The sequence below is a fragment of the Burkholderia sp. Bp8986 genome, assembly GCF_003854225.1.
In the GTDB taxonomy this organism is placed as follows: Bacteria; Pseudomonadota; Gammaproteobacteria; order Burkholderiales; family Burkholderiaceae; genus Burkholderia.
This window is the reverse complement of record NZ_QTQM01000046.1, coordinates 1-15,327: the sequence shown is the minus strand read 5'-3', so window position 1 is coordinate 15,327 and position 15,327 is coordinate 1. Positions and strand designations below refer to the sequence as shown.

Genomic DNA, 15,327 nt, shown 5'->3' with positions numbered 1-15,327 from the left:
CGCCGGGCCGCCACGCGTGGTGCGTCAGACCGGCTTGCGCTTTGCCTCGAGCGTCTCCCACCGCTCGAGCGCGGCGAGGAGCTCGTCGTCGATCGCCGCGAACCGCTCGGTCAGGCGCGTGCCTTCCTGCGGATCCTTCGCGAAGATCGAGCCATCTTCGAGTTGCGCGTTGATCGTCTTCTGTTCTTCCTCGAGCGCCGCGATCTTCTCCGGCAGCGCATCGAGTTCGCGCTGCTCGTTGAACGACAGCTTCACCGTGCGCTGCGCGTTGCGGCCGGCCGCGCCTTTCGCCGCGTCTTCCTTGACCGGCGCCGCTTCCTTCACCGCGCGCTTCGCCGCTTCCTGCTGCGCGAGCTGCTGCGAACGCTCGCTCTGGATCTGCCAGTCGGTGAAGCCGCCGACGTATTCGCGCCACTTGCCGTCGCCTTCGGCCGCGATCACCGACGTCACGACGTTGTCGAGGAACGCGCGATCGTGGCTGACGAGCAGCACCGTGCCGTCGTAGTCGGCCAGCAGTTCCTCGAGCAGTTCGAGCGTCGGGATGTCGAGATCGTTGGTCGGTTCGTCGAGCACCAGCACGTTGGCCGGACGCGCGAACAGGCGCGCGAGCAGCAGCCGGTTGCGCTCGCCGCCCGACAGCGACTTCACCGGCGAGCGCGCACGCTCCGGCGCGAACAGGAAGTCGCCGAGATAGCTCATCACGTGCTTGCGCACGCCGCCGATCTCGACCCATTCGCTACCGGGGCTGATGGTGTCGGCCAGGCTCTTTTCCTGGTCGAGCTGCGCGCGCATCTGGTCGAAATACGCGACCTGCAGGTTCGTGCCGGTGCGCACCGTGCCCGCGTCGGGCTTCAGCTCGCCGAGGATCAGCTTGAGCAGCGTGGTCTTGCCCGCGCCGTTCGGGCCGACGAAGCCGATCTTGTCGCCTCGCATCACCGTCGTCGAGAAGGTGTCGACGACCGTGCGCTCGCCGTAGCGCTTCGTCACGTCCGTCAGTTCCGCGACGATCTTGCCCGACTTCTCGCCCTGCGCGACGTCGAGCTTCACGTTGCCCTGCGAATTGCGGCGCTCCGCGCGCTCGTTGCGCATCTGCACCAGCCGCGCGATGCGGCCGACGCTGCGCGTGCGGCGCGCCTCGACGCCCTTGCGGATCCACACTTCTTCCTGCGCGAGCAGCTTGTCGAACTTCTCGTTTTCCACGCGCTCGACTTCGAGCTGCTGCGCCTTGCGCGTCTGGTACGCGGAGAAATTGCCCGGATACGACAGCAGCCGTCCGCGATCGAGCTCGACGATACGGGTCGCGACGCGGTCGAGGAACGCGCGATCGTGCGTGATGAACAACAGGCCCGCACGCTGCGCGACCAGCAGTTCTTCCAGCCAGCGGATGCCGTCGAAGTCGAGGTGGTTGGTCGGTTCGTCGAGCAGCAGCACGTCGGGCTGCAGCACCAGCGCGCGCGCCAGCGCGACGCGCTTCTGCATCCCGCCCGACAATGCGTCTACCTGTGCGTCGCCGTCCGTCAGGCCGATCTGCGCGAGCGTCATCGACACGCGCGTGCGCCAGTTCCATGCGTCGTGCGCATCGAGCGACGACTGCAGCGCGTTCATCCGCGCGAGCAGCGCGTCGTGTTCGGCGCCTTCCGGTGTTTCAGCGAGGCGATGCGCGATCGAATCGTATTCTTCGAGCACTTCGCGCGTGTGCGTGAGCCCCGATGCCACGGCGTCGAACACGGTCGCGCCGGGTTCGAATTCGGGCTCCTGCGGCACATAGACGGTCACGAGCTCCTGCTGGCGCGTAATCAGCCCGTCATCGGGCTTCGCGAGCCCGGCGACGATCTTCAGCAGCGACGACTTGCCCGCGCCGTTGCGACCGATCAGGCCGACGCGCTCGCCGGCCTCCAGCGAGAAGTCCGCGTGATCGAGCAACGCGACGTGACCGAACGCGAGTTGCGCGCCGGTAATGGAATAAAGCGACATGGGGAGACGGCGAAGAGAGAAATCGGAAGCGCCCATTGTACCGGTGGCGGACGCCTGCGCCGGGATGGCCGGATGGACTAGGCCGGAGGGCGAATCATTTTGTGCTGCTTAAGCGCTGCGTTAGCGCTGCGTTAGCGCTGCGTTTTTGCTGCGGCGGCATGATGGCGCGCGCTCGGCGGGCGGGGCCGGCATCGCGCGCGTTGGCGTCATGCGGGGCCGGCGGCGGGCATCCGGCCGCAGTTTCCCGGCCGGGCGCCCGCAGGCGGAACGCGCGATTACTTCACGTTGACCGTGATCGTCGAGCTCAGCTCGGGACCGTACGAGCGGTGCGCGCCTTCGCCGAGCTGCAGCGTCAGCGTATGCTGGCCGGGCGGCAGCTTCAGGTCGGTTTCGGTCTGGCCCTTGCCGAAGTGCAGCGAATGGTCGGTGGCGGGGATCACGTCGCCCTTCGGCACCGGCTTGCCGTCGACCAGCAGGTGATGGTGGCCCGTGTCCGGCGTCATGTCGCCGGCCGGCTTGAGTTCCATCCCTTCAAGGCCGAACTTCACGTGCAGGGGGCTCGAGACCGTCGCGCCATCCTTCGGCTCGGCGAAGTACACGCGCGCCTCGGCACGCGCGAGCGTCGACGCGGCCAGCGCCGCGACACAAACCACACCCGCGATCCATTTCTTCTTGTTGAGCATCGTTTTTCTCCTTCAGATTGAAAGGCTCACGAAGCATACACTGCGTGCCCGGCCCGCGCGATGACGGTCGTTGTTCGCGATGCGTACGTTTAAAACGACGTTGCGGAGGCGTTCGGCGAAATTCCGGTACCATTGCGCCTTTCGTCCGCCGGCCACGCCGCGGACGGCGTCACCGACTTTCATCATCCCGAGCGCCACATGAGCGAAGTAACCGAATACCAGAGCTGGGTCTGCCTGATTTGCGGGTGGGTCTACAACGAAGCGGAAGGCCTGCCCGACGAGGGCATCCCCGCCGGCACCCGTTTCGCCGACATTCCCGCCGACTGGCGCTGCCCGCTGTGCGACGTGGGCAAGGAAGATTTCGTCGTCGTCGATTTCTGATTCGGCTTTTTCGGACACGACCGGGGCGCGCGGCGCGTATCGGCACGCATTCCGTCCGCCGATGCGCCGCGCGTTTGCTATACTCTGCGCGCTGTCCACATCGCCGTCCCGGTCGCGTCTTCCGCACGCGATATCGCGGACATGGCTCTCCCCGTAGTTCAATGGATAGAACAAGCGCCTCCTAAGCGCTAGATACAGGTTCGATTCCTGTCGGGGGGACCATCTAAGTTCCCTACACTTCCCAAGTTTGCCCAAAAAGTCGCGCACGGCCTTGTGTCGCCTGGACTTTTGCTGCCATCATTGCCCAAGGTTGCCCAGTACAAGCAACCTAACTTGGGGGCATCTTTTGGGACATGCCTCCATGCCCCCAAACTCGATGCCCCCACGCCATGCCGAAGCGCGCCACTCCACTGACCGAGATGCAGATCCGCAAGGCCAAGCCGGCCGACAAGCCCTATCGCCTGGCTGACGGCAAGGGCTTGTATCTGGAGGTCATGCCGAACGGATCACGCTACTGGCGGATGAAGTATCGATTCGACGGCAAAGAGAAGCGCGCCGCCTTCGGCGTCTATCCAGAGGTAACGCTTGCCGAAGCTCGGCAGGCCTGTCTCAATGCGCGGAAGCAACTGGCCGCCGGCACCGATCCGACCGAGCAGAAACGGGAAGTCAAACGCACCCGGGCGATCGAGGCAGCGTCGACGTTTGAGGCTGTCGCGCGCGAGTGGTTTGCGGCCCAGAAGGATGCCTGGACCGAAGTGTATGCGGGCAAGGTGATCAACTCGCTCGAAGTCGACGTGTTTCCCCGAATCGGCCATCGTCCGATCCGAGACATCGAGGCGCCCGACATGCTCGAGATACTGAGGGCTGTCGAATCCCGCGGCGTGCGAGAGACAGCAAAGCGCATCCTCCAGCGCTCAAGGGCCGTATTCCAGTACGGAATCATGACCGGGAGATGCCCTCGCAATCCCGCTGCAGATATCGACGCCGAGACAGTTCTCAAGAAAGGGGCCGGCGTCCAACACATGGCACGAGTCAAGCCGGTCGAAATCCCGCAGCTCATGAGAGACATCGCCGCGTACCAAGGCGATCTCGTCACGCGGCTGGCGCTCCGCTTCATGGCTCTGACGTTCACTCGGACAACCGAGATGATCAATGCCGAGTGGAACGAGTTTGACGAGCGCGCCGCCGAATGGCGGATTCCACCGGCGCGAATGAAGATGCGTGACCCGCACATCGTGCCGCTCTCCCGGCAGGCGCTCGACACATTGGCCGCGTTGCGCGAGTTGAACGGTGCGCACCGGTATGTGTTCTACAGCGTCCAGGGCAGAAGCCACATCTCGAACAACACGATGCTCTATGCGCTCTACCGCATGGGCTACAAGTCGCGGATGACAGGCCACGGATTCCGCGGGCTGGCCGCTACCGTGCTGCGAGAGCTTGGGTACAGCCGGGACGTGGTCAACCGACAACTTGCCCATGCAGAGCGCAATCAGGTCACCGCTGCGTACGTGCACGCCGAGTTCGTGCCCGAGCGTCGGAAGATGATGCAACACTGGGCGGATCACCTCGATGCACTTGAGGCTGGCGCTGCAGTGATCCCGATCAACGTCGGGCGATAGGGACTTGGTCGGCATGGAGCCTGACGAGCAATCTACAAAACCGTGTTGCCCGTGGCGCTGTTTCGCACCTTCGCGTATAGGAAATGCTGGTGCGCCTTCGCCTCCCGCCCCTTCATATGCGCAACAGGCTACACGCGGCTAGTAGCTATATGAACGAGGCGTTGCGCAAATGCCAGGACAGTTGCAATCCAACTCATTCAAGTTACTTGCGATGAACGCAGTAACTTGCGTGACATCGGCTGCTGGAGGAACACCGTATCTTCTCGCTAGTGATTCTGCACGGGCATGTATCGCATCAACCCTTCTATTGTGACAACTCACCATCGCCTTCACGTCATCAAGGGTCTGCTGCAAGTGCTTGTGGGCTACGGTACCTGGTTGGAGAGGAAGCGCAGCGTTCATGCTCAGACGCTCGCAGAATGGCCACGGCCACGATGACGAATCACGTGCCCCAAGACATCCTCTGCCTCATCTGTGCCAAGTATGGTCGGGAGGTAATCGTTATCCCAATCTTTCCCTGCATTCTTGACTGCGGCGAGCGCGGCTTCCCGAGTCTCGGGCGGCGAAGAACTGAGCGCTAACTCAACAGCCTGGAGAGCTGCCAACTCCCGACTTTTAAGTAATTGGCGAACATTCATGATCTTCTTCCTCCGGAAGATGAACAACTCGAGCACCACAACGACGGCGGCAAATACTGCCCCCAAATTCAACATTGTCCGCAGTGCAAGAAAAAGACTAAACAGCCAAGGCTTCGAATCGCACAATGCCGCCGGTTGATCGGGCCATGTTGCGCCGTTCATCAGTTCCATCCACCGACGAATTTCTTGCATCTCACTGCAGCCCGTTAATCCGAAACAAGCTGTAAGGACAACAAGCAACAACCCCATGCCGCCATAGACCACGACACGCCAAATTTTCGGGTTTATACCTTGGCTCTCATCGGCTGCTGCCGAACCAGTCATATATACCCCTTCCCCGTTAGTGGTCCCGTTGAGGCAGCGAGGCGATTGTAACGAGCATCCTATCTATAGGATTCGTTATATTGTCTCCGATCAAAAAAACAACCAGTAGTTGCCCGTCTAGATACATTTGCCAGTGTCAAGCGGCACATTGCGCTTGCCCTCTCTGTAGGTCCGTCATACCAACCCCTGATCTCCGTCGAGCACCCATCTCATGATGGGTGCCCGTTGTGGAGCGAGTCCAGGCTACGATCCGGAAAGTAAAAGTGTCAGAATCTACAGACGAAGCCACACATCCCAGCGAAGAATAATTGGAGGGTGAATGAACCTTGACCGCACATACCAGCGAGAGCTATTGGAAGAACTTGCTCACGTCTATCCCAATTACGTTGATAACCGGGCGCTCCTGCAGCCTGAAGGGGCCGAGGCGACCCGCCGATACATCGCAAACATCGCCTACCTGAACCAACATGGGCTGGTCGACTGCCCCGCCCATCCATTTGGCCCCGGAGAGACAAAGGCTTGGGGGCTCCCGAGTATCACGGCTCGCGGGATGGACTTCCTCGCCGATGACGGCGGCTTATCCGCGATCTTGGGCGTCGTGACCGTCAAGCTCCACGAGGACACGCTGAAGGAATTGATCGGGCAACGGATCTCTGAATCTGATCTACCTTGGTCCGAAAAGTCTCGACTCCTCGATCAGCTCAAGTCGCTGTCAGGCGAAGCCATCAAGCATCTCACACTGAAGCTGGTCGATGCCGGTCTCTCAAACTGGCCGGCGGCCCTGCAGGCGATCGAGGCCTTTGCCCACAGAGCCATCTGACAACGTCACGGGATCGTCGATAACGGCGACACGGTCAGAATTCCGCCCGCCCAACTCCGAACAGTCGCTCGAGTACAGCATCGAGCCCGTGGAGCGTCTCGAACTCCGCCTTCGACAACGAGCGCTGTCCCTCGCGGACCCCTTTCTCGCCTTGGGCATTGGCGCGCGTGTGACGCACGACACCCCGGTCAGAGATATCCGGTAGCGGCTTACCCGGCGCCGCTCCAAACCAGCGGTACTCAAGGATTTTGAGATCGTCGTCGACCACGATCCAAAGGACACAACCGCTCGGGGTATTGCCGAGCCGCAGATTGACATTGACGCTCGCCCGCGCACCGCCGACAAGCGAAACCTTGAACTGGATATGACGTAGAGCGCTGGCGCGGCTCATGACGAGGTCATAGCCGCTCGTGTCGAATTCTGCGCGCAACACCTCAATGTCCACGATGCCAAGCTGCCAGAGGCGGCGCATCGCTTCGCCGACAAATACATGCTCGACAATGCGCTCGCGCAGCACTGAAAACGCTGCATGCTTGGCCCTGATATCGCAATTCCCATTCTCGCCCTCAGACATCACGAACCCCGATCGCTATCCATTACATTCATGTGGAAAAATTGGTGCCACGGACATATCCGATCACCGCGGCACATATGCTCGCAAGTCGTTCGACTCGACTCACGCTCCGGCTCCAGATTCTGGCACACGATATCCAAGCGGATCGGCCAAGTAGCGATGTATCTGGTCATTTCGCCAGACCGTGCAGCGCTGCGAGAGTTGAATCGGCCGGGGCGCCTTTCCAGCACGGCACAGCTTTCGCCACGTCTCGCGTGATACCCCAACGAACGGCTCGATCTGCTTCCACCGCGAGTGGCCGACGAGCGGCAATGTGCCGGCGTGCTTATGCATGGCGCACCTCCACCTCAGCAAGCACCTCGCGCCCGTAGACCCGCTCCACCCACGTCCCGCGTCCGTCCCCGTGGCCGAGCCATGTCGATACGCCTGCGGCCGCCTCTCGACGCGATACGCCGGCAGCCTTCTGCCGCTCAAGGTGCTCGGTCGCGTATGCGTATCGAAGGCTATGCGGTGCACGCTCGTCGGTCATACCGACCTTACGCACGACGTAGTGGTAACGCTCCATGGCTCGTTTCAGATCCGGCTTGCGAACCAGCTTCCCGCCGTACTCGTTCGACAATCCGATCGCCCGCTCCACCAGCTCAGCAGCGCGCCGCCGATCCGACGGTGGGCTCCGACGCGTCTTGCCTCCCTTCGTCCCGTGGATGATGGTCACGAAGCCATCTCCGATCGAGCTCGACAGCGCGCGCCGCCAGTCAGCCAGCGATTTGATGCTTTCGACAGCCTCGCGGGCACGCAATCCGAATTCGAGCTGCAGCTCGAGCACAACCGCTATGCCTGGGTCGATTGCAGCAACAGCAGCACGATACGGTTCCAGCTCGTCGCGCATCATCGGCCGCTTCGTGCCGGCCCGGCTCGCTCCCGACAGACCGAGCGCCGCATTGCTCATCTTGTCGGCAAACGGCCGGCGCCCGATCCCTTCGAGTGCCGTTCGGATGTGCGTCATGTTGTTGATGGCCGTCCGCTTCGAGCGCCCTCGGCCCGTCATGTCGTTCGACCAGGCGATCAGATGCTTCTCTTTGAGCTGACCGGTTGTGTGAACCTGAAAGCCCATATCCCACAGGAATCGCGCGAAACGCGCGAGCGACTTCTCCCGACCTTTCGAGGTCGAGTTTGCCTGTTTGCCCCGCGCCCCGCGCGCAGCACGGCACAGGTCGGCCGTGAGAGATTTGTGCGACATGCGTACCCCGCATCCATGACGTGAGGCTCGACCCCAGTTGCCTCCCTGTCCGCTGGACGGAGCCGCGAAAACGCAGCTGGGAGACAACAAACGGGGGCACGAGCCTCGGCCTGGTGAGATTGGGAGCGTTCTACGCCAGCCAGCTGACGCAGCCCGGCACGCATGAACCCGATGAGGTTCGACGCGTGGCGGGAAGACGCTTCCCCCGTTTGATCCGTGTTTTGGCTGTGCGACCGATCGGGGGCGCCAATGCCCCGACCGCGCGAATTGATGCGTACCGAGCGAGTCGGTACGAGATTGCAGACGCCGAGGCCGAGCGCGCCGCCGATCGTCACGAGGACGATTGAGACGGGCGCAGCAAGGCACGGCGTTAGCGCTGGGGAGCGCACGTCACGGATTGATTGCCGCAGGAGCGGCATACGGGGATTGCACATCGCGCCTTTCGCAGGAAGCAAAAGGCGATGGAGGGCTTCACCTATCGGCGAAGCAGTCACGAGCCCATCAGGAAACGATGGACGGATTTTGGGCGTGGGCCCTACTCAGTTCATTCGGTGATCAAGTCACCGTGCCCGCAGAGCGGGCTTTCAAAACAATTGCCGATCAGTTTCGGCGCACTTCGGTCGATGCCTTACCCAGGCGGGGTGTGAAGCAAGATTAGCGGCGGTTGTCCCGCCTGGCAACAGTTTTTCGATGGTCCCCGTCTCGCGCTCGAGAATGGCTGTCACGTCTACAGAGTGACGCACGCAACGTTTTCGGATGGGCGTCGCTTTACCCACCGATTCGCAAAGTGACGCCACCGTCGACGACAAGACAGCACGTTGTAGTTTCGACACAAGCGGTAGTAACGTATCGCGTCGGTTGCATTAGCCATGGCGCGCCGGCAGCCCGTCATCGTAACGATCGACGACAGGTCCATCTAGGCCACTACAACAATTCGAGCCATACGGGGTTACTCATCATGAAGTTCATTCACGGCAGCGACATTCAGCGCGGGCTGCGCGAGATTTCGCCAAGTCATATCGCAGTCGCCTATGTCGGCATCGACTGGAAAACCTATATCGCTCCCGAGAACCTCAAGGACATCGTGCTGTCGCCGACAGTCGGTACGAACCCTGCGGCGATCGTCGAGATCGCCGAGGTGGTTGGCTGGGAGCAAGTCCATTTCCTCGACAACCTGCACGCCAAGATTTACCTCGGCGAGCGCGGCGCAGCGGTCGGCAGCTTCAACCTGACGGCCAACGGCCTCAGTGCTGAAGGATTGCAAGAAGCGGGGTTCATTGTCGACGATGCGCTGGCGTTGGCCGAATTGCGCGCGCGACTGGACGACTATCGGCAACAGGCTGGCATGGCCTATCCGACCACCGAGGCCAAACTCGCACGCCTAGCCGAGCTACGTGCGCAGTGGGATCGCGCGATCAAGCAGGGTGTCATTCGCAACGATGCGAAAGCGTCGACCCTAGGTGCCTACCGACCAATATCCAGCGATGAAATCTATGTGTGCTGGGTGTCCGGCGAAATCACCTATACCGATCAGATCGTCTCGCACGGAACGGTCAACAGCACGGTGTCGTTCCTTGAATCCGACACGGTGCTACCGGACCGCTGGATTCTCTGCTGGACATCGCGCACGGACGGGCACCCAGACAAACGCCATCGCCCGTACTGGCTGCATATCGACGAGGTGATCGAGGGAGGCGCGCACGAGGCGCCCTATACGAAGGTCGCAGTCGAGCGAACCGGTCGTGCCGAGCTCCCGCCACCATTCGAGCTGACCGACACTGCGGTGCATGCGCTGTATGCCGTGCTGAACTCGGGCGACTTCCCTGAATTCCTCGACGACAACGAAACCTGGTCGGTCGATCGCACACTGCCGCGCCTCCCCGCGTTTCTGCGAGCGCTGGGCGATGCCGCACGGCATGCAGTCGACGCCAGTAACTCCACAGAAGTCGATGGGCCCAACGCGACCACCTTCTCGCTCGACGCACTGGCCAAGGAATTCGGCGCCCGCATCCGCGAGGCCATGGACATTTCGATTCAAAAGAAGTACGTGAAGTCGACGATCGAAGGCATGATGGCGACTTATCCGCCCGTCACGCTGGCCAAGCGGCTCGTCACGCAAGGCGACATCAAGAGTGGCCTAAAAAATCTCGCAGCACACGATGCCCTAGACCTGTCGTTTGAAAGCATCATGCTAGAGCCCCAGTTCGCGCCGCTGTTCAGCAAGGACGATCTTGACTGCGCGCACTTCAACTTGTCGCGTGTCGACCCGTCACACCCGTGGCCATTGCCGTGACACAACCGAGGGCCGACTTGCACCGCCGGCACGAACGGCCGGCCGGAGATCTTCGGCTTTCGGATCACGGCTGTTCCGACGGGGTTGCCGGAAAACTCACTTGAGGCGCAGCGCAGAACTTGCGAACCGGACGAAGGGTATAGGCGCTACGACTTGGCGCTGGCAATCGCCGAGGAAGTTGCTGGTCAGTTCGTCCTGTCGTTATCGCAGGTTCGATAGCTCAACGATTCTGAAACGTCGGCTCACGTCGCCGATGCGGCTGCGCTCCGTACACGCATGATCGTTTGGCGACTAGTTGAAAATGCTCGAGCTATGGCAGCGACGCTTTCACCGACCGCCAGCCGCTCTAACACGTCGCGACGCTCGTCCACAGAGAGAGCAGACGGCCGCCCAAATTCTTTACCTTCTGCTTTCGCCCTCTGCAGCCCGGACTTCGTGCGCTCGATAAGCAAATCACGCTCGAACTCGGCTACCGCCGAAATAACTTGCATGGTCATACGGCCAGCGGCGCTTGTCAGATCCACGCCGCCGAGAGCTAGACAATGCACGCGAACGCCGCCTTGTGCCAGTTGCTCGACTGTCGCCCGGACGTCCATTGCGTTCCGCCCCAAGCGATCGAGCTTCGTTACGACCAGCACGTCACCCGGCTCAAGCCGATCAATCAACTTGCCGAAGCCCGGTCGCTCCTTGGCCGCCACCGAACCACTGATGGCCTCTTCGATGACACGGCGATCTTCAATCGCAAAACCTGCGGCTGCGATCTCCCTCCGCTGATTCTCGGTCGACTGCTCGACGGTAGACACACGGCAGTATGCGAACACACGTGACATTTTTAGCTCCGCACATGTACGAAATCCATGTACGAATCATAGGGCACGTCCGAAATGTTTACAAGCTAGTTTTTGGACATGTTGCCGATGCGTGTCCGTTACCGTTCGTTTTTGGACATGGTTGGGCGCATTTGGCCGACGCTAGGCAATCCAGCAAGTGTCCCTTGTAGCGGAGATGGTCGAGTTCTATCCTCTTGTCAAACGACTCGCAGAAGTCCACGCACCTCGGGGATCTCATCATGAAAGCTGCCGCTCTCGTCTTGGCCGTCTTATCGCACTCCACGTTCGCCGCTTGCTTCGGAAGCGACGCCTTTCAAACATGCACCGATAGCAACGGAAACTCCTACTCCGTTAATCGTATGGGAAATGCGACCACGGTAAATGGCTACAACGCATCCACCGGGAGCAACTGGAGCGAGACAGCTCGCACGATCGGCAATTCGACCTACGTTAATGGGACGGCCGCGAACGGCAGTTCGTGGAACGAGACGATCACAAATATGGGTAACGGTAACCGTGCGATGTACGGCACCGACTCCAATGGCAACTCGTTCAGCCGATACTGTACGGGATGGGGATGTAACTGATCACACGCCGCCTGTGTGCCCAGAACAGGCGGCGCGGTGCGCTACTGGTCGCTACGTTGGATATCACCAACGCTCAGAAATGCATGTACGCTGCTGTCGACTGCATCGGCGGAGCTTGAACGGCAGGGCGCCCGAATCCGAATGGAGCGACCGGCGCGGGCGCTGGCCCTGCTTGTTGCCGATTATGACCCGCGGCCAGTAGGCCAAGACCAGCGAGACCAGTTGCACCCAGCATCCAAGGCGCAGGATTGAAACCGCCCATCGTTGCGCCGCCAATCGGAGCAGCACCATTTACCGCTCCCGAGAGCCCGCCACCGAGCGCACCGCTCTGTGTTGCGCTCATCCCACCACCCGGCAGCAAGCCACTGAACAGCCCCGTAGGCGCAAACCCGAATGCACCGCCGAGATTGCCGCTCATCCCCGCGTTCAGCCCTGAACCGTTCGCTGCAACGGTTCCCGTCAGACCTGTGTCGCCATACGCAGCGGGGCCGTTGAAAAATCCATTTAGCCCGCCGACGCCCGGGCCGGCTGTTGGGTCGTTTCCAAAACCAAAGATTGCCATTTCCAAGCTCCTTACCGTTGAAGATCTTCCCAGGTCGTCCCTTCTGGGACTTCCTCAAAACCACTGCGCCCAAGCCTCCAAATGAGGTGGGGAGTGTTCTCCTTATCCTCCAGGTCAGTAATCACAATGGTGTCCACGGCGTACGACCTAGGCTGCCGTTGTTCGAGGCGCTCAACACGCATTCTGAGGTTGATGTTTGCCATAGCATTGCTCTCCAATGATCACGATTCAGCTTGTTGCCCCGCGTTTGTTACGGCGCCTGCCCTCACCTTGCGAACGAGAAACCTGCCCGCTACGCGTTGACGCTTGATTTCCGCGATCACCTGTTGCTCCAATTCATATGCAGCCTGACCAGGCGCACACGGCGTATAGGCTCCATTCACCGTAACGCCGTCGAAATAGCTTTCGTCTTCCGAAGCGATGATTCGGCGAATGATGATCGGCGGATCACTCGTGTCCCGTCGTTGTTCCAGGCACGCGATGCGCGCCTTAAGATTGTTGTTGCTCGCCATCGCCGTTGCCCTCCAAAGCCTCGATGCGTTTCACAAGATCATCGACCTCGACAATCCTCATCTGCGCGGTAACGACCTGCATCACCGCGGCTGCTTCGTCGGGCGTGATGTCACCCGTCGCCATTGCCTGTAAAACCGTCTTTCCCATCTCGGCCGGCGAGCCGCTCAGGCCCGAGAGGCTGATTGGCTGATCCTTTGCTTTGATAGCCGGGATGCATCGGTCGATGCAGATACGCAACGCGGTCGTATCGCCAGCCTTGGCAAGCTCGACCGCTTTCGCCACCAAGTCGGCGGCGTGCGGCTGGAGCAACTCGCGCAGCGCAGTGCGCTTATCACGCGTACCTTTTGGTTTCCCGGCCGGATTGCCGCTCTGCCCTTTCCTGAACTGGGTCATTGCCCTGATTTCCTCCTGCTAAATTCAGTCTCAGCGACCCCAATCACCGCTGCCAGCCCTGCACCCACGTACCGGAATGCAGATCCAGATACCGCGCGCCGCCAATACGTACGTCACGAAACTGCAGGCTGGCCGCATCGAACCAGAGGCGCACGGTACCTTCCCACGTGTGGTGCCGCTGCTTCGCGCAGATCAGTGCTGTGTCGGCTTGCTGCTCAGCCTCCTGGCGCTTCTCATCGGAAAGCGTCTCCTTGCGCAGCGTCGCCTCTTTGGTCTTGTTCCGATGCACGATCAGCACGTTGTCGACCAGGTCTGTGATCTCGCCGGCGCCCTTCATATCGAACTTATCCGGCACGACGGCTTCCTTTTCGCCCTTGCGTGCGTGGTGCACGAGATGGATGTGCACACCGGTGTCTCGCGCCAGTGCACACAGCGCGTCGACGAAGGTTTTCTGACCGGCATAGTCATCCGGTGCGATACCGCACTTGAGCAGGCTGTCGATCACGACGTGGTGCACGCCGAGCTCCTTGCGGCAGTACCGCGCGACCGCGAGCATGCGCGTGCGCTCAACCGTGCCGACATGGGCATACAGCCATAGTCGCTCGTCCGTCCAGCGACCGAAGCCGCGGATGAATTCAGGCGCCGGCTTATCGGTGGCCGCTGCCTGGCGCGCGAGGCGCTCCATCGTCGCGATCGGGCGCATTTCCATCGACGCGATGCATACCCGGTCGCCGGCCGACATGGCATGAAGCATCACCTCGCCGAGGACGGCGGACTTGCCGTGGCCGTTCACGCCGCCCCACAGCGTCACCTCGCCCTCGCGGAAGCGGAGCGAATCGCCAACGGTGGCCCAGGGCGACTCGGTCCCGGGCGCGCCTTCCTTCGGGCTGTGCAGGTGCTCGACCAGGTCCTCGATAAACTCGCTCGCGCGGCGCACGTCCGCGCGGCCGTCGTCTGTATCGTTGAGATAGGCGTTCCAGTCGATCGAATCGGGAATCGTTCGGGCCATCAGGCCACCTCCGTGGCATTCTCGTGAGCTTCGGCGACCACCTGCATTGCGAGGTCGCAGGCGTCGTCGTACGGATTCGGAATCGTGTCGCCCAATACGTCGAACAGGCGTCGAGCAAGTACGTGCGACGCGGGCCAACAGATCGGTGCGATCGCCATCGGGAACCAGTCAAACAGCGCGAAATCCTGTCCCGGGACAACATGCGCCTCGCCGCAATGCACACGCGGACCTTCGCGGAAGGTCAGCACCAGCGTGTCAGGTACTGCAGCGGCGATATCCGACAGCGTGCTCAGCAGGTCACCCCAAGACACGTGTGTGGACGCGAACACCTCGACGTCCAGTGCTGTAACCGGTCGCCAGTCGTAACGCTCGCTTGGCGTCGCGCTGAGCGTCACATTCGCCCACGACAACGGACCGGCAAGCGCGACCAACACCGGTAGTTCAGGCACGTTGCCGCTCTTGCGCATGGCGATCAGTTCGGCTGAGTTCCGCGGAAAACGTAGGTTCATGGCCATCACCCGAAGATCCCTTCGGCCTGGTGGCCATTAACGCGTCCGGACGGCTCGCCCAACCACGATGCGTTGAAGCCTCCCCATCCACGAATGACGCAGGTGCGCACTGCGTCCGCCATCGAGATCCCCGCTTTGTCTGCCTCGGCTTTTGCATCATCGAAAGCCGTCACAGTCGGCGCCAGACGCTTGGTTTTGCGAACTGCAAGCCAGTCCTTCGCGATCTCAGGCGGAACTCCGAAAGACTCGAGATGCGCCTGCGCATCAAAGCGCGGAGCGCGTTGTTTTTGTTTGTTTGAAGGTATGCGATCCGTTAACGACGTCCTCCAGAGTAAATCGGTGGAGCGCTTAAGGTGCGGTAAGGAAGCGGATCAGCGC

Annotated in this window: 15 protein-coding genes and 1 tRNA gene; 5 read left to right on the top strand and 11 right to left on the bottom strand. The window is 61.3% G+C overall.

Going from position 1 to position 15,327, the window contains the following annotated elements; all coding sequences use genetic code 11:
- Positions 1–24: 24 nt before the first annotated feature.
- Both DID99_RS29910 and DID99_RS29900 read right to left on the bottom strand, forming a co-directional pair.
- Positions 25–2,010: an ATP-binding cassette domain-containing protein gene (locus tag DID99_RS29910; protein WP_185640880.1), complete on the bottom strand. Its 1,986-nt coding sequence runs from the start codon at positions 2,008–2,010 to the stop codon at positions 25–27.
- A gap of 239 nt (positions 2,011–2,249) precedes the next feature.
- A complete protein-coding gene (locus tag DID99_RS29900; protein WP_124668129.1) occupies positions 2,250–2,657 on the bottom strand; it encodes a DUF4399 domain-containing protein in 408 nt (135 codons plus the stop codon).
- 198 nt (positions 2,658–2,855) lie between these two features.
- Between DID99_RS29900 and DID99_RS29895 the strand changes: the two genes are divergently transcribed.
- The 3 genes from DID99_RS29895 to DID99_RS29885 all read left to right on the top strand — a co-directional run bounded on the left by DID99_RS29895 (position 2,856) and on the right by DID99_RS29885 (position 4,657).
- A complete protein-coding gene (locus DID99_RS29895) occupies positions 2,856–3,038 on the top strand; it encodes a rubredoxin (protein ID WP_006478164.1) in 183 nt (60 codons plus the stop codon).
- A gap of 147 nt (positions 3,039–3,185) precedes the next feature.
- Positions 3,186–3,260 (top strand) — tRNA-Arg (locus DID99_RS29890).
- Positions 3,261–3,427: 167 nt separating this feature from the next.
- Positions 3,428–4,657, top strand: a complete 1,230-nt coding sequence (locus DID99_RS29885; RefSeq protein ID WP_124668128.1) for a phage integrase central domain-containing protein — start codon at positions 3,428–3,430, stop codon at positions 4,655–4,657.
- 404 nt (positions 4,658–5,061) lie between these two features.
- On the opposite strand, the gene DID99_RS29880 is transcribed toward DID99_RS29885, so the two are convergent.
- Positions 5,062–5,619 carry a hypothetical protein gene (locus tag DID99_RS29880; protein ID WP_124668127.1) on the bottom strand — a complete coding sequence of 186 codons (558 nt, stop codon included), beginning with the start codon at positions 5,617–5,619 and terminating at the stop codon, positions 5,062–5,064.
- A 319-nt stretch (positions 5,620–5,938) separates the two neighbouring features.
- On the opposite strand from DID99_RS29880, the gene DID99_RS29875 reads away from it, so the two are divergent.
- Positions 5,939–6,439 carry a hypothetical protein gene (locus tag DID99_RS29875; protein ID WP_124668126.1) on the top strand — a complete coding sequence of 167 codons (501 nt, stop codon included), beginning with the start codon at positions 5,939–5,941 and terminating at the stop codon, positions 6,437–6,439.
- Between the two features lie 34 nt (positions 6,440–6,473).
- Here DID99_RS29875 and DID99_RS29870 read toward each other — a convergent pair whose 3' ends face one another.
- Complete coding sequence (locus DID99_RS29870; RefSeq protein ID WP_124668125.1) at positions 6,474–7,013, bottom strand: hypothetical protein; 540 nt, start codon at positions 7,011–7,013, stop codon at positions 6,474–6,476.
- A gap of 325 nt (positions 7,014–7,338) precedes the next feature.
- Positions 7,339–8,253 (bottom strand): integrase domain-containing protein, encoded by a 915-nt coding sequence (locus DID99_RS29860; protein ID WP_124668123.1) that lies wholly within the window; start codon positions 8,251–8,253, stop codon positions 7,339–7,341.
- A gap of 958 nt (positions 8,254–9,211) precedes the next feature.
- Between DID99_RS29860 and DID99_RS29855 the strand changes: the two genes are divergently transcribed.
- On the top strand, positions 9,212–10,546 hold the full coding sequence (locus DID99_RS29855) for a phospholipase D family protein (protein ID WP_124668122.1): 1,335 nt from the start codon (positions 9,212–9,214) through the stop codon (positions 10,544–10,546).
- 242 nt (positions 10,547–10,788) lie between these two features.
- Here the strand turns inward: DID99_RS29855 and DID99_RS29850 are convergent, their stop codons facing one another.
- The 6 genes from DID99_RS29850 to DID99_RS29820 form a co-directional block, all read right to left on the bottom strand.
- The gene (locus tag DID99_RS29850) at positions 10,789–11,376 is read right to left on the bottom strand and encodes a recombinase family protein (protein ID WP_124668121.1); all 588 of its coding nucleotides are present in this window, start codon (positions 11,374–11,376) and stop codon (positions 10,789–10,791) included.
- A 660-nt stretch (positions 11,377–12,036) separates the two neighbouring features.
- A complete protein-coding gene (locus DID99_RS29840; RefSeq protein WP_124668119.1) occupies positions 12,037–12,525 on the bottom strand; it encodes a hypothetical protein in 489 nt (162 codons plus the stop codon).
- Between the two features lie 221 nt (positions 12,526–12,746).
- A complete protein-coding gene (locus DID99_RS29835; RefSeq protein ID WP_124668118.1) occupies positions 12,747–13,037 on the bottom strand; it encodes a hypothetical protein in 291 nt (96 codons plus the stop codon).
- Positions 13,015–13,431 (bottom strand): DUF5681 domain-containing protein, encoded by a 417-nt coding sequence (locus DID99_RS29830; protein WP_185733841.1) that lies wholly within the window; start codon positions 13,429–13,431, stop codon positions 13,015–13,017. The genes DID99_RS29835 and DID99_RS29830 overlap by 23 nt, the downstream gene beginning before the upstream one ends.
- A gap of 43 nt (positions 13,432–13,474) precedes the next feature.
- Complete coding sequence (locus DID99_RS29825; protein ID WP_124668117.1) at positions 13,475–14,440, bottom strand: AAA family ATPase; 966 nt, start codon at positions 14,438–14,440, stop codon at positions 13,475–13,477.
- The gene (locus tag DID99_RS29820) at positions 14,440–14,949 is read right to left on the bottom strand and encodes a histidine ammonia-lyase (RefSeq protein WP_185733840.1); all 510 of its coding nucleotides are present in this window, start codon (positions 14,947–14,949) and stop codon (positions 14,440–14,442) included. The genes DID99_RS29825 and DID99_RS29820 overlap by 1 nt, the downstream gene beginning before the upstream one ends.
- Positions 14,950–15,327 lie beyond the last annotated feature (378 nt).

Coding starts and splice junctions, on each gene's coding strand:
- DID99_RS29830 (WP_185733841.1), bottom strand. CDS start 13,431: ATGACCCAGTTCAGGAAAGGGCAGAGCGGCAATCCGGCCGGGAAACCA.
- DID99_RS29885 (WP_124668128.1), top strand. CDS start 3,428: ATGCCGAAGCGCGCCACTCCACTGACCGAGATGCAGATCCGCAAGGCC.
- DID99_RS29900 (WP_124668129.1), bottom strand. CDS start 2,657: ATGCTCAACAAGAAGAAATGGATCGCGGGTGTGGTTTGTGTCGCGGCG.
- DID99_RS29840 (WP_124668119.1), bottom strand. CDS start 12,525: ATGGCAATCTTTGGTTTTGGAAACGACCCAACAGCCGGCCCGGGCGTC.
- DID99_RS29880 (WP_124668127.1), bottom strand. CDS start 5,619: ATGACTGGTTCGGCAGCAGCCGATGAGAGCCAAGGTATAAACCCGAAA.
- DID99_RS29870 (WP_124668125.1), bottom strand. CDS start 7,013: ATGTCTGAGGGCGAGAATGGGAATTGCGATATCAGGGCCAAGCATGCA.
- DID99_RS29910 (WP_185640880.1), bottom strand. CDS start 2,010: ATGGGCGCTTCCGATTTCTCTCTTCGCCGTCTCCCCATGTCGCTTTAT.
- DID99_RS29835 (WP_124668118.1), bottom strand. CDS start 13,037: ATGGCGAGCAACAACAATCTTAAGGCGCGCATCGCGTGCCTGGAACAA.
- DID99_RS29825 (WP_124668117.1), bottom strand. CDS start 14,440: ATGGCCCGAACGATTCCCGATTCGATCGACTGGAACGCCTATCTCAAC.
- DID99_RS29860 (WP_124668123.1), bottom strand. CDS start 8,253: ATGTCGCACAAATCTCTCACGGCCGACCTGTGCCGTGCTGCGCGCGGG.
- DID99_RS29895 (WP_006478164.1), top strand. CDS start 2,856: ATGAGCGAAGTAACCGAATACCAGAGCTGGGTCTGCCTGATTTGCGGG.
- DID99_RS29855 (WP_124668122.1), top strand. CDS start 9,212: ATGAAGTTCATTCACGGCAGCGACATTCAGCGCGGGCTGCGCGAGATT.
- DID99_RS29820 (WP_185733840.1), bottom strand. CDS start 14,949: ATGAACCTACGTTTTCCGCGGAACTCAGCCGAACTGATCGCCATGCGC.
- DID99_RS29850 (WP_124668121.1), bottom strand. CDS start 11,376: ATGTCACGTGTGTTCGCATACTGCCGTGTGTCTACCGTCGAGCAGTCG.
- DID99_RS29875 (WP_124668126.1), top strand. CDS start 5,939: ATGAACCTTGACCGCACATACCAGCGAGAGCTATTGGAAGAACTTGCT.